The sequence below is a fragment of the uncultured Shimia sp. genome (assembly GCF_913054185.1).
GTDB lineage: Bacteria > Pseudomonadota > Alphaproteobacteria > Rhodobacterales > Rhodobacteraceae > Shimia.
In genome coordinates, this window is the sequence record NZ_CAJXIV010000091.1 from 1 (window position 1) to 16,942 (window position 16,942).

The window sequence follows — 16,942 nt, forward strand, 5'->3', positions numbered from 1 at the left end:
GCGGCTTCCACACCGGCGTTCAGTGCCAGAAGGTTGGTCTGGAAAGCGATGTCGTCAATCACGCCGATGATTGCGGTGATTTTATCGGAGCTTTGCTCGATATTGCGCATGGCTTCGACAGTGTGCTCGACCACTTCGCCACCGGATTGCGCCTGTTGACGGTTCTGGGTGATGCGCTTGTTGGCCTCTGCCGCGTGATCTGCGGTTTGCTCCACCGATGTGCTCAGTGTTTCGATCGCCGCCGCGGATTCTTCGAGTGTCACCGCTTGGGCTTCGGAGCGCTTGGATTGGTCCACAACGCTTTCGGAGATTTCATGGGCACTGGTGCGGACGGTTTCAGCGGTGCGCGTCACGGTGGACAAAACGGATTTCAGGTTGGTGAGGACATCGTTGAAATCTTTGCAGATCCGCATCGAGTTTTCACCAAGGTCGGAGAACTCTGCTGTGTCGATTGGGCGATCCACGCGACCATCCGCGATTTCCGACAGGCCTTCAGCCAGGCGGGAGAACAAGCGCTGGCGTTGTTTGTCTTGCTGTGCGCGGGCTTCGCGTTCACGTGCATCCTCGGCCAGTTGGTCGCGAAATTTTGCCAAACGTTTGGCCATCGCACCAATTTCGTCGTTGCGATCCAAGTGTGGTACGTCGGCGTCATAATCGTGATCGGCAATGGCATCCATGGCTTTGCCAAGGCCCAGTACCGGGCGGGTCACAACACGGCCTACCAACATCACAATTAGGCCCAAGGCAAGCCCGGCGGCCAGGACGGAGCCGATGGCGCCTTTGATGAATTCTTGCAGCGCTTCTTCGCGGATGGCGGAGACGTCTGCAGCCACCTGAAGCGTGCCAACAGGATTGCGGCCGGCCTGAGCAATTGGCAATTGTGCAGCATAAACCGACGCTTCAATAGCGTTCGCACCGGGTTTGTCTTCGGTCACAGACGCCGCAACCGTATCCAAAGCATGGCTGATGGTTTCTGCGCGAGATTCAGCCACGTCGTAGCTGTAGATTTCTGTGCCGTCGCGGGACAAAACGCTCACGGCAGTGATGTTGGCGTCCTGCTCCAAAAAGCGGTCTGTCGTGGCTTTTAGCCGGTCAGTGTCCTGAAATTGAGCCGCCGCCACAAGCTGAGTGCTAAACAGCTCGGTCAGCAGATCATAGCGCTCCATGGCCTGGGTTTCGGCTTCGGCGGTACGAGCGTTGTATTGTGTGAACTGCGAGAGACCAACGGCCAAGAGGGCACAGGCCGCAATTGCAGTTGCCAATTTGGTTTTGATGCTCATCCGCGAAAAACGGGCTTTGATTTTTTGGAAAACCGGCATGATGAATTCCTATTGTTATAGAGCTAATGGGAGCGGCGGAAATGTGGTGGAGCGACCTCGTTAGAGGGCGCTGCCTTTTTGTGTCACTTGGGACGCTTTGGCGGACAGGTCAGCCAAGTGGCGGTCGGTGTTGTCGTGGAAGTTCTCCAGACGGGCAATGATGCCGTCCAAACCGCTGTCTACGTCACGCATGCGGCCGCTTTCCACTTTGCAAAGCAGTTTCACAACGTCCAAACCGTTGATCCGACGGCGCAGGCTGCGGCAGATGTCCGGGATGGACTTGCCGATCGAAGAAATCTCAATCAAGCGCGCACGGCTGCGCTGATGCAGGCGTTCGTGGTGTTCTTTAAGCAGAACCGCACCATCTGTTGCCGCATCATCGGGGGCGACGTTGCTATGGGCTTCGTTCAAGAGTTGGGCAATTTGCATCGACCAGCGGCCCTGAGACACAGCGCTGTACATTTGGACCAAAGAGCCGTTTTCCGGGTCGTGCAGGCGTCCAACCAAGCTGTGCATTTCTTTGGCCATGGCGTCGTAGTTTTGCGAAATGGTACCAAGTGCGGCACCGGCGCCTTCAAGGCGCCCCGCCAAAATACGTAGGTTCACAGGCTCGCCGCGCACCCGCTCAAAACCCTGCTCGATGCTGTTCACCAAGTCCTGCATGTCGGAGATGATTTCCGCAAGCTCGTCCATCAAGAGAAAGGAGCTGGACAGATCGGGCGCAATGATGCCGCGCGCCTTGAATTCCAGATCCAACGCTTCAATCCCATAGGCTTCCAACGACGGGTAGCCGGCGTCTTTCAGCATCTCCAAAAGACGCGCGCCGCATTGTTCTGCTGTCAGGTTCTCGCGCTTTTCTTCGTCCAGCAGTGTGGCGTAGATTTCTTTGGTGGTTTCAAACAGCTCGGTGCTGGGGCGGATCCGTGCGGAGAGAAAGCCGTTCTCTGTTTGCGTCACCACAGCCAGAACCCAGTAGTAGCCGCCAGACTTGGTTTTGTTTTTTACATATGTGCACACAGGCATGCCCGATTTCAGGCATTCCCACATCAAGTAGAAGACACCTTTTGGCATGTCCGGATGGCGCATTATTTTATGTGGCGCATTCACCAGTTCTTCCAGGGAGTAGCCACCGACCTCGACAAACTTTTCATTGGCAAACTGGATCACGCCACGCGGATCGGTTGCGGAGGTGATAATGCTCTCGTTGGCAAAACGGACCTCTGTTGCGGAACTGTCTGCGCTGGCGCTGCTGATCTTGGTCATGGCGTTCATGGGTCTATTCCAATGTCACTGTGGTTGAGCGAGTGTGGCTCAGAAGAGGTTTACGTTGCCTGCATCAGGCGAGATTGCGCGGGTTTTGTCCGCATCAGAAAGGCGCGATTTCAAGTAATCCAGACGGACGCTGTTCGAGAGATCCTGCACATTGAGATCTGGACCCGCGCCAATCATCGAGGACATGTTGCCAAGCAATACCGCGATGTCGTCTAGGTGCTGGAACAGCGCGTCTACGCGCTGCAGATCCCGTATTTTGTTGTGATCGACGCCTTCCAAATCCAATTCGCTGGTCAGACCGTCCAACGCATGAGCGATGGAAGCCAAGTCTGCCACGTCCTCGGAAATGGTTGTGAGTACGTCTGCGGTAGAGCGCGTTGTCATTTGTAGTCCCCCATGGGAGCCTCCTTTAAAGAGGCCCCACTACCTTCTCGATGCAGGCTTTGAGCTGCGCGGTCTGGAACGGCTTCTTGATGAAGTTGTTCATGCCGAGCTTGACGCCCTTGTTGATGGTGTCCGGATCTGCGCGCCCGGTGATTAGGATAAAGCCAGTGCGTGCGGTCGCCTTATTGCCGCGGATGCCTTCCAAGAGTTGGAGGCCGTCCATGCCCGGCATGTTGAAATCCGACAGGATCAAGTGCACCGGTTTCGCCGCCAGGCTACGCCAGGCTTGGGCACCGTCGTTTTCGGTGCGGTAGTTGACGATCCCGATCTCATCGAGTGCCTGTGTGATGAGTCCGCGGCTGGTGGACATGTCGTCCACAACCAGGATATGCAGCTTATCTTTCAAGCTCATTTTTAATTCCCCATGTGCAAGGTTGCATTGGCGCTTCTGCCACCAATGCGGGAGGTGTCTATTGAGAAAACGCCCCGGCCGGCTGTGTGAAACAGTTCGGCGTGTTCCGGGCCAATTCCTTCTGAATGGCCCAAGAATAGGAGGCCGTCTGGGCAAAGCTGCTCGCCAAATCTGCGCCAGAGACGACTTTGGGTTGGTGCATCAAAGTAGATGGCGACGTTGCGACACATGATGATGTCAAACTGGCCTTTGAAAGGCCAATCGCCATGAAGATTGAGGCGCCGGAAACTGATCAATTCGCGGGCTTTTTCGCAAACTGATTTTTGATCGGTTGTCCCTTCAGAATCCTCAAAGTATTTGGTCGCTTGCCCGTTGGTCAGGGTGTTGACTGAGGAGGCGGGGTAGATGCCGCGCTTGGCGGATGCCAAGATTTCGGGGTCGATGTCTGATGCCAGGATTTTCACATCCAGCGAAGAGGCCTCTGGGCAGGCATCCAACACGTGGAAAGCCAGACCATAAGGTTCTTCTCCGCTGGAACATCCAGCTGACCAAATCCGAACCCGCTTGCCGCGACGCGCCTGTGCCATAAGGTCAGGCAGAATGTCATTGGCCAGCTGTTCGAAGTGATGCCCTTCGCGATTGAAGCGCGTCATGTTGGTTGTATAGGCGCTGATGAAACGGGTTTGCTCATCCCGCCCTTGAGGCGAGTGCATATAGTCGATGTAGTCGTTGACCGACTCGTAGCCTGTGGCACGTAGGCGCTTGGAAAGACGGGAGGCAACCATCGTCCGCTTATGCGGCTGAAGGTCAATGCCCATCCATTCGCGCACCAGCCCAGCGATTGCGGCAAAGTCCGCATCACTGATTGTGCCTTCTTCAAGGGATTTTTGCGCCATGTGGGTCATGCTGCTGACATTGCTTCCTGTGGCATAATCTGATGAACATCAATCGCGCGAACGATGGTGTCGTCTAGTGTGTAGACCCCGCGAATAAACGCGGCTGTTCTGGAGGAAGATACCTCAGGTGTCGCTTTGATTTCGTCGGTGTTCACTGTGATGATGTTGGACACGGCATCCACCAGGAAACCAACACTCTTCTCATCGATGTGCGCGATGATGATGACGTGCCGGCTTTCTGGGATGGTTTTGCCCAGGCCCAAGCGCATCGATAGATCGATCACCGGCAGCACAGCGCCGCGCAGGTTCATCATGCCAACCACATATTCTGGTGCGTGCGGCAGCGTTGTGGTGCTGGTCCAGCCCCGAATTTCCAGCACATGGCCGATGTCCAGGCAGAAGGCCTGCTCGCCAATGGCGAAGGACACGATTTCAATGCGTTCGTCGGTCTGTTCTTGAGTTGCTTGTTCAGACATAAGAGTTCACCTCTGCCATATCGGACCCCTTAAGCAGTCCTGTGTTGCCGTTACCCGGCGATGGGATCATTTGATCCGTGTCGACGATCAGAGCGATTTTGCCGTTGCCAAGGATGGTTGCGGCGGCGATTCCTGGAATGGATTGATAGTTATGTTCCAAACCTTTGATCACCACTTCGCGTTGCTCCACGATGCCGTCCACAGCAAGAGCTGAACGCCGACCAGATTCCCCTTCGATCAGAAGGAGGGACTGGTTGCTGAAGTCCGGGAGTGGAGAGCGGAAACCAAGGGCCTCCCCCAAATCCACGATTGGAAGCATCGAGTCATTTACGGAAAGACCGCGGTCGCCATCACAGAAGTCGTGAATGTTGGCCTGACCAGGCTGAAGAGTTTCACGCAGTGCCACAGTTGGAACCACCAAGCTTTCGCCCGCGACTTCGATCAACATGCCTTCCATAACCGCCAGTGTCAGCGGCAGGGAGATGGTGATCGTGGTGCCTTTGCCCGGTTCGGACTGCAGGTTGATGCGGCCGCCAAGCGCCTGAATTTCAGAGCGCACAACGTCCATACCAACACCACGACCGGAAAGCTGAGAAATCTCATCTGCGGTCGAAAATCCGGCCCGGAACAGCAGGTTGTCGATATCGCTGTCGGTCAGATCATCCTCGGGACGAATAATGCCTTTTTCCAGTGCTTTCTCCCGAACTTTCGGACGATTCACACCGGCGCCGTCGTCAGACAGAGAGATCACAACCCGGCCGGAGCGGTGCGCCGCCTCGAGTTTGATTGTGCCCATTTCCGGTTTGCCTGCGGCCAGACGATCCTCGGGTGTTTCAAGGCCGTGGTCGACAGAGTTCCGGATCATGTGCGTCAAGGGTTCCACCAGACGTTCGGTCACGGTCTTATCGACCTCGGTGGCTTCCCCGACCATCACCAGGCGGGAGGTTTTGCCAGCCTGACGGGAGGACTCTCGCACAATTCGGCTCATCCGTTGGAACAGGCCACGCACAGGTTGTGCACGGATGGCCATCACACTCTCTTGCAGAACGCCTGACAGAGTTTTTAGCTGACCAATGGCTTCACTGACGGCGCTGTTGGCGGACACTGGCAGCTCGTTCATCGACTGGCGCAGCATGGCTTCGCTGATCACCAATTCGCCAACCAAGTTGATCAAGCGATCAACGCGGTTGAGATCCACACGGATGGTGCTGTTGCGCGGTTCAGACGACTTTTTTCCGCCGTCTCCGCCCTTGGCCTCCTGCTTTTCAGCTTTGGGGGCTTTGGCAGGGGTCGGCTTGGTTTTGGTTTTGGCTTTGGTTGGTGCCACAGCAGGTGCATCTTCCGCAACCGGGGCTGGCGCTGGCGATTCAACTTCGGCTTCAGTCGCAGACGCTTCCCCGGCGGGTGTTTCAGCCACAACTTCTGTAATCTGTAGAATACACTGGCCTTCCACAAATTCGAAAATCTCGCGGATGGCGCCCTCATCGATGCCATCATCTGGGCGCAGGGTCAGCGTCCAGGAGATTGCTGCAGGCGCATCCTTGAGGCTTTCCAAAGGCGCGACCGCTTCGAGATCAGCTTCAATGGACAGATCGCCCATCTCACCCAATGCACGGAACAGCAGGGCTGGATCGTGACCCCGTGTATAAAGCACAGTTTCCGCTTTGAATTTAACCACGAAGAGCATGGTGCCTTCGGCCGCGCCACCCCCCAAAGAGGGCAGTCCTGGAAGATCTGCTGGAGCGTCGTCCTCCCCGCCAAGGTCGAGACCGAAGTCCATGGCCTGCACAACAAAATCGTCTGAGTCGACTTCGTTTGCGTCTTCTTCCTCATCGCCGCTGAGGCCATTGGCGTTCTGTGTGGTTTGCTTGAGTTCCGCAAGAACAGCCGCCCCATCGGATTCCGGGAGGTCGTTGTCATCACGGGCCGCATCCACGACGTCGTTTAGGTGGTCAAAACCGGAGAACATCAGCGCCGTGATGGTCCCGTCCACCTCAATTTTGTTGGAGCGCAAGTCATCCAAGACGTTTTCGAATGCGTGGGCAAATTTGATCAGGCGATCAAGGCCAAATGCCCCGGCGCCGCCTTTGATAGAATGCACAGAGCGGAACATCGAATTGATGGTTTCTGCATCTGACGTTTCGTTCTGGAGCTCTTCCAGACCGGTGGACAACACTTCAAGAAGGTCGTCGCATTCCTCAAAGAACATGTCACGAAGATCGGACATCATTCAATTCCTTTCAAACAACCAGACGATTGATGACAGCGACCAGCTTTTCAGCGTCAAAAGGTTTGACGATCCAGCCAGTTGCACCAGCCGTACGGGCACGTTGTTTCAGTTCTTCACCGCTTTCCGTGGTCAACACGAGAATTGGCAGAGAGGCGCACTCGGGGCGTTCACGCACGCCTTCGATCATGCCAAACCCATCCAGGCGCGGCATATTGATGTCGGTGATGACCAGATCGGGGTCGGAACCGCCAAGCTTGTCCAGCCCGTCGATGCCGTCCTCGGCCAGATCAACATCAAAGCCAGCATCGGTCAGTGCCGTTTGAATCATCGCGCGCATGGTGCGGGAGTCATCAACTGCAAGAATCTTCGTTGTCATGCGGAGCCCCTTTCAAGAAGACAGTCATGGGGCAGGCCGAGCCGCTCCATACCTTTTAGAAAATCGTCAGATGGTTGTTTCAATTCAAATGCCAGGTCACGTCCGGCCCATTCGGCGCGTGTCGCCAATAGAAGCTCGGCGCCGGCGCCCCCAAGGAACTCAACTTGGTGCGCATCCAGCGCCAGAGGTTGACCACGGGAGGCCTCGATAGCGAGACGCAACTCAGTGCAATGTGCGAAATCCAACTGCTGCGGCAGTGCGATGCAGTCGGCCTGTGATGATGTGTTTTCTGTGTTCATGGGTCTGGTTCAATACCGTTTTCGGACTGGCTGATTGAAGGCAACGTAAGCTGGCAGCCCTTAACACCGCGTTACTCGAAAAATTCTTCTGAAATTGAAGTGCGATGGACGGGCGCGAGGCGCGGTTTTGGCCGAAAGTTGAGAGGGGGCGGTCTCAGCTAAGGGGTTGGAAGAAAACTGTTTTGCTGTAGTTCTTGAGCTTAAAGGGGAAGGTTTTTCCGTGCTGCTGCCATAGGTTGTATGTGCAGTGCACGTGTACTTTTGGGGCGCAGGCAGTGTGGACTGTCGCGCAGCAAAAAGCCCTCGGAATCGGCGATTCCAAAGGCTTTCAAGAACCAGAATGTCGCAGCGCCTGAGCGGCGTGCGCGGTTATTGAGACGTCAGTTGCTTTAGCAGTCTGGTGAAAGTGTCGACGCCTTGCGCGCCGGACGTGGCTTGTTTGCCGTCAAAGACCATTGTTGGCACGCCGGACACGCCACGTGCGGTCCAGAATTGTTCTTTCTGGCGCACCATGTCGGCATGGCGTTCATCTTTCAAAACCGCTTCTGCCTCTTCGGCATCTAGGCCAACAGAGGCGGCGATATCGATAAGAACGTTTGAGTCGCTCACGTTACGGCCTTGGGTGAAGTAGGCCTCAAACAAAGCCAGTTTCAGGGCCTGCGCCTGTCCGGTTTCAGAAGCCCAATGCAAAAGTTGATGGGCGGCAAAGGTGTTGTAGATCCGGCTGTCTTCGGACCACTGAAAATCGATGCCGAGTTCGGCGCCAACTTCAGTCAGTCGGTCGCGGGCGTCTTTGGATTGATCCGCAGTGCTGCCGTATTTGCGCATGATGTGATCGCGTAGGTTTTCGCCGTCAGCTTCCATGTCAGGATTGAGTTCAAAGGGATGCCAGAAGGTTTCGATGGCAATGCCGGTGGCCTCGGAGGCCTGTATCAATTGGCGATAGCCGACGATGCACCATGGGCACACGACATCAGAGACAATGTCGACGCGGATTGGGTTTTGGGCCATCTGGTTGCTCCTTGGGCTTTTTCAACTGACTAGATGGGGCGCGGTCGGTCTCGGTGCAAGCGGCCGTGCCGTGTGGTGGTCACGGCAATGTGCCCAGCCAGAGCCAAACCGTGAGCACAGAGAGCGCAGTGCCGATCAGCACGGTGGAAGCGGCCACGCGCATGGCGCGGCCATACATGTTGGCAAAGAGGTAGGCGTTGATGCCGGGGGCCATGGAGGCGGTGACAATGGCGGAACGCATGTTGTCCGCAGAGATGGCGCTTAGCGTGCCGAAGGCAAAGGTTAGGGTGGGGTGCAGACCTAGGGAGACCGCACAGCAAAACAAGATGACGCGCATGTCGCCTTCGGGGCGGTAGCGATACAGCACGCCGCCCATGCCAAACAGCGCTGCTGGCAGGGCTGAAGAGGCCAAGAGGTTGACCGCATGCATGGCGGGTTCTGGCATGGGGATGTTGCCCAGGTTCACAACAAAGCCAAGGCCAATGCCGATGATCAGCGCATTAGAGAACATGGCCTTGAGCACGGTGGGCACGATTTTGGTTTTGGAACTGTGTCGTGCCCGCATGATCTCCATGGTGGCGATGCCAAGACCGTAGCAGAAGGGGGCGTGGATGGAGATGATTGCGTAGTTGCCAGTCAGGCTGTCCGGACCGTAGGCGCGCTCCATGATGGCCAGACCAAGTAGGAGAGAGTTGGAGAACAGGCATACAAAGCCAATTGCGGTAGCGTCTTCCCAATCGCGGCCAAACAGGTATTTGGCACCCAACATGCCGGCGAGAAAGCACAAGAACGCAGCGCCGTAAAAGCTGCCCAAAAGACTGAGATTGTACTCAGCGGCCAGATCGAGGTTGGAGATTGCGCGAAACAGCAGGACGGGCACAGCAAAAGTTGTGGCGTAGCGCATCAAGCCATCGACATTTTGCTGGCTGAACAAGCCACGCCAGGCTGCCATGTACCCAAAACCGATGATGAGAAAAACCGGCAGGATCACAGAGATAAGAGTTTGCATCTGTGGTGTGTCCTGCTGCGTGACCCGTTTTTAAAGGTCGTAGGTGATTTTCATCCCGTCAAAGGCGGGGGTGATGTGGTCTGGAGTTTCGCCGTCCACAGTGGAGTGGTCGAGATCGATGTGCATGTTGGTCAACACCGCGCGTTCTGGCGCGAGCTTTTCAATCCACTCCAGCGCCTGGTCGAGGTGGGCGTGGGTGGGATGCGGCGAGCGGCGCAGCGCGTCGATGATAAAGCACTTCATGTCGGCAAGTTGCGGCCAGGCCGTATCATAAATTTTTGACACATCCGGCATGTAGACCACATCATTCATGCGGAATGCCAAAGCGTCGATGCTGCCATGGTTTACTTTGATGGGTGTGAACGAAATATCGCCACCCGCGCCGGAGATGGTGAAGTCTTCGTCATCAATGGTGTGCAAATCCAGGATCGGCGGGTAGGGGCTGTCCTTGGGTTGCACAAAAGCGTAGCCAAAACGGCTGAGTAGATCGTTTTGCGTCGCGCCGTCCGCCCAGACGGGAATGCGTCTGCGCATGTTGTAGACTACCATGCGCAGGTCATCGATGCCGTGTACGTGGTCTGCGTGGCTGTGCGTGTAAACCACCGCATCCAGCGCGCCGGTGTTGGAGGACAGCAGTTGATCACGCATGTCCGGAGATGTGTCGATCAACACCGTGGTTTTGCCTTCAGCCGTTTCGCGCTCAACAAGAAGGGAGCAGCGGCGGCGGCGGTTTTTGGGATTGGCGGGGTCACAGTCGCCCCAATGCCCGCCGATGCGCGGCACGCCGCCGGAGCTGCCGCAGCCCAGAATGGTGAAGGTCAGCTTTGCGCTCATGCAGCGGCCGCCGGGTTGCTTGCTTTGGAAAACAGGCGCTCAAAGTTGGCCTGTGTTTGCGCGGCGAAGTCGGCGTAGTCCATGCCAAATACCTCGGCGCCAACGCGGGCGGTTTTTTCAACATAAGACGGCTCGTTGCGCTTGCCGCGATAGGGCGGGGGCGCAAGGTAGGGCGCGTCGGTTTCCACCAGCACGCGGTCCACCGGTGCGGCGGCAAAGATGTCGCGCACCTCTTGGGAGCGGGGGAAAGCGGCGATGCCGGACATGGACAGGTAAAACCCCAGATCGAGCATTTTTTTCGCCAGGTCTGGTCCGGAGCTGTAGCAGTGCATGACACAGCCATAAGCGCCTTTCTTAAATTCTTCGGTCAAGATCTGCGCCATATCCTCATCAGAGTCGCGGCTGTGGATGATCAGGGGCAGGCCAGTTTCACGTGCTGCTTCACAGTGGATGCGCAGGGAGGTCTGCTGCACCTCTTTGCTGTCGGCGGTGTAGTGATAATCCAGACCGGTTTCGCCAATGCCGACAAACTTGGGGTGCTGCGCAAGTGCGACCAGCTCTTCCACGGTGGCCAGTGGTTCTTCAGCAGCACTCATTGGATGGGTGCCTGCCGCGTAGAACACCGGCGCGTGGGCCTCCGCAATGGCACGCACCGTGGGTTCGTTGCGCAAACGTGTGCAGATAGTGACCATGCGAGTCACACCAACCTCTGCGGCGCGGGAGATGAACTCTTCCAGCTTGCCGTCGAAGTCCGGGAAATCGAGGTGGCAGTGGCTGTCGGTGATCTGGGGAAAGTCAGTCATGGGGCGCTCAGGAGATTGCAGTTTGATGGATCTTAAAAACCGTATCCAGCACAAGCGCGGCAGGGTCAAGGTTGACCGCTTTGCCGTGTTGGGTGCGATCCGAAATTTCCTGCGCCGCCGCAGCCCATGCGCGGGCTTTCTGCGTGTGTGGTGAAAGTCGCATCAGTATCTGTGCTTCATGTGGGGCGGCCTCTACAGTGGGCGGTTGGCCCAGTGCGCCAGTGCGGGCCAGGCGCATGAGGAAAAGGTCAATGAGCGTGAGCAACAATTCGTAGCGGTCCGCATTGGCAGGACCAACGGCAGCATTGGCGAGGTTCAGAGCGCGTTGACGGTCAAAGCCTTGATCAGAGGCAAAAAGCGCGACCAGCTCGGCGTAAAGCGCGAGGCCGTCGCTTTGCAGGATGCGCAGGGCTTCGCCCACTGAACCAGCGGCCAGTTCGGCAAGGGCAGGGGATTCCGCGGCCTCAAAGCCCGCTTGTGTGAGGGCGTTGTGCATGTCTTCTGGGGGCAATGGGTGCAGACGCAGTTCGCGGCATCGCGAGCGGATGGTTGGCAGCAGGCGCGACGGCTGATGGGAGATCAGCATCATCGTGGTGCGCACCGGCGGCTCCTCGAGCATTTTTAGTAGCGCGTTGGCGGCATTCACGTTCATCTCGTCGGCACTGTCGACAATCACCACGCGGCGACCACCATCCGCAGACGACATTGTGAGGAAGTGGGCCAGGCCACGCACGTCATCCACGACAATTTTGTCGCGCAGCTTGCCGGTCTTTTCATTCACAGACCGCGTGATGCTGAACATGCCCGGCTCGGATCGGGCCAGAAGACGGTGTGCCACCGGATGTTCAGGTGAGATATCGAGATTGGTGTGCGGCACCGGATCGCCAAATAAGCCAGCGCCACCGTCCAGCGGCGTGGCCAACAAAAAGCGGGCCATGCGCCAGGCCAGTGTGGCTTTGCCCACGCCAATAGGACCGGTGATCAGCCAGCCGTGGTGCAATCGGTGCGAGTTGACCGCAGTGAGAAAGTCTTGCTCAGCAGAGGCCTGACCAAAGAGCACCTCGGTTTCCCGTGGGTGGGGCGCACCGGTGACGCGATCCGCCTCTGGGCCGGTGTCGTCGCTCAAGTCGTGGCCTCGATGTATTGTGTGACGGTGGCATAAACCGCGTCAGACACGCGATCCATGTCCTGTGCGCCGTCGATCACGCGGAAGCGGTCCGCATATTCGCGGGACAGATCCAGGAAGCCTTTGCGCATTTGCTCCTGAAGCGCTTGACCAAAGTCTTCAAACCGCTCCTCAGCGGTTTGGCGGGATTTGGCACGGGACAGGCCGGTGGCCGGGTCCATGTCGATCAGCACTGTCAGATCCGGATCGCGGCCAATCATCAGGCTGTGCAACTGGTCAACGATCCCACGGAGGTCGCCGCGCGAAAGGCCCTGATACATGCGGGTGCTGTCAGCAAAGCGGTCACAGATGACAATTTTACCTGCCGCCACAGCGGGCAGAATGGTGCGTTCCAGGTGGTCGCGTCGCGCGGCTGTGAACAGCAGGATTTCAGTCTCAGCCGACCAGCGGTCAGGGTCGCCTTCGAGCACCAGCGCGCGGATTTCCTCTGCGCCAACAGAGCCACCCGGTTCGCGAGTGAGCACCACGTCACGCCCATCGGCGCGCAGGCGCTCTGCGAGGCGCTTTGCTTGGGTGGATTTTCCGGAACCGTCAATGCCTTCAAACGTGATGAAGTGTCCGCTCACGATGCACCTGCGAGATTGAGGCCAAATTGCTGCATCAGAATGCCGGTTGCTGTGCGCAGGCGAATGCCAAAGCCACCCTCGGGCACATCAGCTTCTGCCACCAGAGGAATGCGCATTTCAGGCAAGTCCTCGGGCATCAACACCAGTTCAGCCAGAGATTGGCCTTTGGTGATCGGGGCTTCGATAGGGCCGTTGTAGATCACCTCAGCTTTGACTTTGTTTTTGGCCAAAACCGGCAACAACACATCAATGTCGCTCTCTGGCACCAAGCCAACGCGGGAGGACTTGCCCATCCAGACGTTGGCTTCAGCCACACGCTCACCTTCGCGGGCCAATGTGGCCTCGGAAAACTGTCGGAAAGACCAGTTGACAATTTGCTCGGACACTTCCGCACGTTCAGCGGCTGTTTGCAGGCCGGAGAAAGCAAAGATCACACGGCGGTTGCCCTGTTTTGCGGAACCAACAAGACCGTAGCCAGCCTCAGATGTGTGGCCGGTTTTGAGGCCATCCGCGCCGATGTTCAGCTTCAAAAGTGGGTTGCGGTTTTGCGTGTTTTGGGGCGCACGTCCATCAAACTCAAATTCGCGCTCGGCAAACATCGGATAAAATTCCGGGAAGTCGGAGATAAGGTGGTTTGCCAGGAGCGCCAGGTCGCGCATGCTCATGCGGTGGCCCGGTGCGGGCCACCCATTGGAGTTCGCAAAGGTGGAATTGGTCATGCCCATTTGCCGTGCGCGGCGGGTCATCAGGCGGGCAAAGCCAGCCTCTGTCCCGTCAGGGCTCAGAGTTTCGGCGATAACTGCACAGGCATCGTTGCCAGACAACACAATAATCCCGCGCAGCAGGTCTTGCACCGCCACCCGGTCAGTTGTGTCCAAAAACATGGTGGAGCCGCCATAGTTCATTGCGTGCTGTGACACCGGCAGTGTTTCGGTCATTTGCAAGCGGCCATCGCGCACAGCCTCAAACGCCATATAAAGCGTCATCAGCTTGGACATAGACGCAGGCGGCAGGGCTTCGTCGGCATTTTTCGCCAACAGCACCGTACCAGTGGATTGGTCCATCACAAAAGCCGCGCGGGCCTTGGTTTCAAAGGCGTTGGCAGAACTGGCCGCGACCGTCAATCCAATCGCTGCCACACAGGCGTGGAACATGGATTTGAACATGGCAGAAGCCTCCGTCAGTTGGTCACCGCATAAGCATCGGTGAAGCCAATGCCATGCACTTTCTTGGTCATAGATTTAAGAGCCGACTTGCTGGAGGCTGGGCCAACCAGAACGCGGTAGAAGGTTTTGTCACCTGAGGTGGTTTTCTTGGTCAAGGCGGGCAGGCCTGCGCTCTTCATTTGTGCGGCCGCACCATCGGCGTTGGCCTGAACCGAGAAGATGCCGATCTGTACATAAGGTTTGGACAGCGAGGACGACTGTGGCTTGGGCGCCACTTCGGATTGCGCGGCCGGTGCCGGGGCTGGTGGCGTTTGCTTGGCTTCGGCCGCTGCAATGGCGGCGGTTGCGGCCGCAATGGGTTCCAGCGGGGTTTCTTCCACGTCTGTGGTGGACGCAACCTCTGCCGTTGCCTCCGGATCAGCGGGGGCCTCTTCGGCCACTTCTTCACGGCGTAGGGCGGTGATGTTCAACTCAACAGGAGCACCGGCCAACATGCCAAGCGCATCGGCCGCGTCTGAGGACACTTGTATGCGAGGGCCGGGAATGTCGCGTTCGCGGCGGAACAGAGCCCCAATCACAAATTTGCCATTGGCTTTGTTGCGGATGATGACGCGTTCTGGATCCCCGACATCGGGATGTGCGGCCCAGACACCCCCCAGGGATGGGCGCCCGTCCCAAAGGCCAGCCTCTGACGTGGAGAACACCTCGGGAGCTTCGACATCACGTTCCACCAGCTTTGTGGTCTGTCCAGCCACCGGTACAGCGGCTTCGGTTTCCGCAGGTTTGTTCAAGAAATTGAAGTCTTCACCGTCGGTGCAGCCGGCCAAAGCCAGCCCACACACCAAAAAAATAGCCGGCGCCGTGCGGCGCGGAGAATGAAAGCTTGCGCCTGAAAAGAAGGTCATTACGTGCCCTTTGTCTGCTCGTATCCTGTCGCACCAAGTGCCGCTGTTTTCTGGCCCCATAAGGGCGCAGCAGCGGTCAATTGCGCAGAGTGTAACCCGCGTTGGGTTTTAAGGAAAGTGCGGCTGATAAGAAGTGTCGGAAATCCGCCACTCTTTCTGCTTGAACCACGCTAAAAGTGGTATTAGGGATGGCGCGTCGGAGAAGTGGCAGAGTGGTCGAATGCACCGGTCTTGAAAACCGACGAGGGTTAACGCCCTCCCAGGGTTCGAATCCCTGCTTCTCCGCCATCACACCTCACGTAGTACCCTGAAAGTAAGCGTAATTTTGTCTAGTCGATTTTTTGGCCCCCACATTTTCGTTTTCCACAAAAATACCTATTGCCTGGTTCTGTGAAGCCGGCAACAAATGGCACCGATCCATATGGATAAGTCTTCATCAGTTATGAAGGCGAGAAACATAATCGTTTCGCGATGCAGGATGTGTCTTGAGACCTTCATTTTTTCGGAGGCTTAAGTATGTCTAAAGACATCGGCCAAAATGAAAATACACCCGACCTGTTTGGTCATGTTGCGCCGCTGGACGAGCCTTACTGCCTTGGAAAAGCCAAGCCACCGGGAAGTCTGTGGATGACGACGTTCCGCCTGAACAGCTTGAAGTGGGTGCTGAGATAGCCGCTTTCCCTCGATTGAGGAAGCCATCTTGATGGTGTGAGGATACCGTGCAGGACGATGTTGGAGCGTCGTGATCGGGCAATGGTGGCAACTACTTTTGTGTCCGGGCTGAGAGTAGGTGCGCTGACCTCTCTGCGGCTGAAGCATTTAGACATGGATGCCAAAGAAGTAATTCAAGACGGAAGGGAAATGCGCGCCAAAAACGGCAAGAGTTTTAGGGTGTTCTGGTTTCCCCGAACGGAGGACTTGTAAGCCATATTCTGTGAATGGGTTGAGGATTTGATGCGGTTGGGTTTTGAGGTCGACGATGCTGTCTTTCCTGTTAAAGCGCATCTGACGGTACAAGCGCACGGACACCAACCAATCAAGCCAATGCGCAGTGAGGGGGCTTTGAGCGCTGCTTTCGCTGCGGCTTCAAAGGGGATTGGAAAGGACTTTTCACAGCATTCCACCCGCCATTGCCTTGCGGCGTTGGGCAACTTCCTTTGTTTATTCGCCGAACGGCGATAAGCATGGTCCTTCAATTTGGGGCATGAGACGGAGACCATCACGGAAACGCATTATGCAAAGATGTCAGATGGCCACCGGAGCGAGGTTATTGAAGAGCTGCGGTCGCGAGAGGTTTGGACCGACAATGAGAAAGATCTGATGCTGGACTATCATCAGCACAAACTGGCTCCAGGATCGTTAGAGTTCAAACGTGCGCGCAAGCTTGTCTCGGAGAGGGAAGCGGTTTGGGACGGAGAAGAGGTGCTGGAGTAGGAGAGAGCGGGGCCGTCGCGGGACGGAGCAGTCCGGTAACTCCGATCCACTACTTGTGCGACCGCATCACGCTTGAAGTCATCCGTAAATCTAATCCCTGAAATCAGTGTCACCTTGCTTCCAAAATTACCAAGCAAGGCGTCTACAATTCTAGGGGCGCCTCACCTCAACACGACGTATTTGAATGGCTGCTTTAATCAGCAGCAGTGCAGCACAAAGGCTACCTCACAATAGGAGAGACATGTGATTTTGTAGAAGGTCACAACCTGTGATTGGCCGCCGTTGGAGGCGACGTTAGGTTGCTTCCGCTTCCAAGCCAAAGATGTAATCGATAAAAATCATGTCTGACGACTGCTCACAGCCC

At 56.7% G+C, this 16,942-nt stretch carries 19 protein-coding genes and 1 tRNA gene; 3 read left to right on the top strand and 17 right to left on the bottom strand.

Going from position 1 to position 16,942, the window contains the following annotated elements:
• From QZ517_RS16115 to QZ517_RS16195, 17 genes are all read right to left on the bottom strand, one after another.
• Positions 1-1,319, bottom strand: a 1,319-nt coding sequence (locus QZ517_RS16115; protein ID WP_294228608.1) for a methyl-accepting chemotaxis protein, incomplete at its 3' end; no start/stop codon positions are given.
• 60 nt (positions 1,320-1,379) lie between these two features.
• Positions 1,380-2,591, bottom strand: coding sequence for a PAS domain-containing protein (locus QZ517_RS16120; RefSeq protein WP_294228609.1), 1,212 nt, complete (start codon positions 2,589-2,591; stop codon positions 1,380-1,382).
• A gap of 39 nt (positions 2,592-2,630) precedes the next feature.
• The gene (locus QZ517_RS16125) at positions 2,631-2,975 is read right to left on the bottom strand and encodes a hypothetical protein (RefSeq protein WP_294228611.1); all 345 of its coding nucleotides are present in this window, start codon (positions 2,973-2,975) and stop codon (positions 2,631-2,633) included.
• 25 nt (positions 2,976-3,000) lie between these two features.
• Positions 3,001-3,387 carry a response regulator gene (locus tag QZ517_RS16130; protein WP_164646186.1) on the bottom strand — a complete coding sequence of 129 codons (387 nt, stop codon included), beginning with the start codon at positions 3,385-3,387 and terminating at the stop codon, positions 3,001-3,003.
• A 2-nt stretch (positions 3,388-3,389) separates the two neighbouring features.
• Positions 3,390-4,283: a protein-glutamate O-methyltransferase CheR gene (locus QZ517_RS16135; RefSeq protein WP_294228613.1), complete on the bottom strand. Its 894-nt coding sequence runs from the start codon at positions 4,281-4,283 to the stop codon at positions 3,390-3,392.
• A 5-nt stretch (positions 4,284-4,288) separates the two neighbouring features.
• Positions 4,289-4,759, bottom strand: coding sequence for a chemotaxis protein CheW (locus tag QZ517_RS16140; RefSeq protein WP_294228615.1), 471 nt, complete (start codon positions 4,757-4,759; stop codon positions 4,289-4,291).
• Entirely contained in the window at positions 4,752-6,986 is a 2,235-nt protein-coding gene (locus QZ517_RS16145; RefSeq protein ID WP_294228617.1) for a chemotaxis protein CheA, read from the bottom strand. Before QZ517_RS16145 ends, QZ517_RS16140 begins: the two co-directional genes overlap by 8 nt.
• A gap of 13 nt (positions 6,987-6,999) precedes the next feature.
• Entirely contained in the window at positions 7,000-7,365 is a 366-nt protein-coding gene (locus tag QZ517_RS16150) for a response regulator (RefSeq protein WP_164646190.1), read from the bottom strand.
• Positions 7,362-7,664: an STAS domain-containing protein gene (locus QZ517_RS16155; RefSeq protein ID WP_294228619.1), complete on the bottom strand. Its 303-nt coding sequence runs from the start codon at positions 7,662-7,664 to the stop codon at positions 7,362-7,364. The genes QZ517_RS16150 and QZ517_RS16155 overlap by 4 nt, the downstream gene beginning before the upstream one ends.
• Before the next feature lie 369 nt (positions 7,665-8,033).
• The gene (locus QZ517_RS16160) at positions 8,034-8,675 is read right to left on the bottom strand and encodes a DsbA family oxidoreductase (protein ID WP_294228622.1); all 642 of its coding nucleotides are present in this window, start codon (positions 8,673-8,675) and stop codon (positions 8,034-8,036) included.
• 79 nt (positions 8,676-8,754) lie between these two features.
• Positions 8,755-9,684, bottom strand: coding sequence for an AEC family transporter (locus QZ517_RS16165; protein ID WP_294228625.1), 930 nt, complete (start codon positions 9,682-9,684; stop codon positions 8,755-8,757).
• Between the two features lie 30 nt (positions 9,685-9,714).
• Entirely contained in the window at positions 9,715-10,518 is an 804-nt protein-coding gene (locus QZ517_RS16170) for an MBL fold metallo-hydrolase (protein WP_294228631.1), read from the bottom strand.
• Entirely contained in the window at positions 10,515-11,321 is an 807-nt protein-coding gene (locus QZ517_RS16175) for a TatD family hydrolase (RefSeq protein WP_294228635.1), read from the bottom strand. Before QZ517_RS16175 ends, QZ517_RS16170 begins: the two co-directional genes overlap by 4 nt.
• Positions 11,322-11,328: 7 nt before the next feature.
• A complete protein-coding gene (locus QZ517_RS16180) occupies positions 11,329-12,447 on the bottom strand; it encodes a DNA polymerase III subunit delta' (RefSeq protein WP_294228639.1) in 1,119 nt (372 codons plus the stop codon).
• Complete coding sequence (gene tmk / locus QZ517_RS16185) at positions 12,444-13,073, bottom strand: dTMP kinase (RefSeq protein ID WP_294228641.1); 630 nt, start codon at positions 13,071-13,073, stop codon at positions 12,444-12,446. The genes QZ517_RS16180 and tmk overlap by 4 nt, the downstream gene beginning before the upstream one ends.
• Positions 13,070-14,239, bottom strand: a complete 1,170-nt coding sequence (locus tag QZ517_RS16190; RefSeq protein WP_294228644.1) for a D-alanyl-D-alanine carboxypeptidase family protein — start codon at positions 14,237-14,239, stop codon at positions 13,070-13,072. The genes tmk and QZ517_RS16190 overlap by 4 nt, the downstream gene beginning before the upstream one ends.
• 14 nt (positions 14,240-14,253) lie before the next feature.
• Positions 14,254-15,144 carry an SPOR domain-containing protein gene (locus tag QZ517_RS16195; RefSeq protein WP_294228647.1) on the bottom strand — a complete coding sequence of 297 codons (891 nt, stop codon included), beginning with the start codon at positions 15,142-15,144 and terminating at the stop codon, positions 14,254-14,256.
• A 198-nt stretch (positions 15,145-15,342) separates the two neighbouring features.
• Between QZ517_RS16195 and QZ517_RS16200 the strand changes: the two genes are divergently transcribed.
• From QZ517_RS16200 to QZ517_RS16210, 3 genes are all read left to right on the top strand, one after another.
• Positions 15,343-15,432 (top strand) — tRNA-Ser (locus QZ517_RS16200).
• A 228-nt stretch (positions 15,433-15,660) separates the two neighbouring features.
• Positions 15,661-15,816: a hypothetical protein gene (locus QZ517_RS16205; protein ID WP_294228650.1), complete on the top strand. Its 156-nt coding sequence runs from the start codon at positions 15,661-15,663 to the stop codon at positions 15,814-15,816.
• A 525-nt stretch (positions 15,817-16,341) separates the two neighbouring features.
• The gene (locus tag QZ517_RS16210; protein ID WP_294228653.1) at positions 16,342-16,578 is read left to right on the top strand and encodes a hypothetical protein; all 237 of its coding nucleotides are present in this window, start codon (positions 16,342-16,344) and stop codon (positions 16,576-16,578) included.
• Positions 16,579-16,942: the final 364 nt, after the last annotated feature.

Coding starts and splice junctions, on each gene's coding strand:
- QZ517_RS16120 (WP_294228609.1), bottom strand. CDS start 2,591: ATGAACGCCATGACCAAGATCAGCAGCGCCAGCGCAGACAGTTCCGCA.
- QZ517_RS16125 (WP_294228611.1), bottom strand. CDS start 2,975: ATGACAACGCGCTCTACCGCAGACGTACTCACAACCATTTCCGAGGAC.
- QZ517_RS16130 (WP_164646186.1), bottom strand. CDS start 3,387: ATGAGCTTGAAAGATAAGCTGCATATCCTGGTTGTGGACGACATGTCC.
- QZ517_RS16135 (WP_294228613.1), bottom strand. CDS start 4,283: ATGGCGCAAAAATCCCTTGAAGAAGGCACAATCAGTGATGCGGACTTT.
- QZ517_RS16140 (WP_294228615.1), bottom strand. CDS start 4,759: ATGTCTGAACAAGCAACTCAAGAACAGACCGACGAACGCATTGAAATC.
- QZ517_RS16145 (WP_294228617.1), bottom strand. CDS start 6,986: ATGTCCGATCTTCGTGACATGTTCTTTGAGGAATGCGACGACCTTCTT.
- QZ517_RS16150 (WP_164646190.1), bottom strand. CDS start 7,365: ATGACAACGAAGATTCTTGCAGTTGATGACTCCCGCACCATGCGCGCG.
- QZ517_RS16155 (WP_294228619.1), bottom strand. CDS start 7,664: ATGAACACAGAAAACACATCATCACAGGCCGACTGCATCGCACTGCCG.
- QZ517_RS16160 (WP_294228622.1), bottom strand. CDS start 8,675: ATGGCCCAAAACCCAATCCGCGTCGACATTGTCTCTGATGTCGTGTGC.
- QZ517_RS16165 (WP_294228625.1), bottom strand. CDS start 9,684: ATGCAAACTCTTATCTCTGTGATCCTGCCGGTTTTTCTCATCATCGGT.
- QZ517_RS16170 (WP_294228631.1), bottom strand. CDS start 10,518: ATGAGCGCAAAGCTGACCTTCACCATTCTGGGCTGCGGCAGCTCCGGC.
- QZ517_RS16175 (WP_294228635.1), bottom strand. CDS start 11,321: ATGACTGACTTTCCCCAGATCACCGACAGCCACTGCCACCTCGATTTC.
- QZ517_RS16190 (WP_294228644.1), bottom strand. CDS start 14,239: ATGTTCAAATCCATGTTCCACGCCTGTGTGGCAGCGATTGGATTGACG.
- QZ517_RS16195 (WP_294228647.1), bottom strand. CDS start 15,144: ATGACCTTCTTTTCAGGCGCAAGCTTTCATTCTCCGCGCCGCACGGCG.
- QZ517_RS16205 (WP_294228650.1), top strand. CDS start 15,661: ATGTCTAAAGACATCGGCCAAAATGAAAATACACCCGACCTGTTTGGT.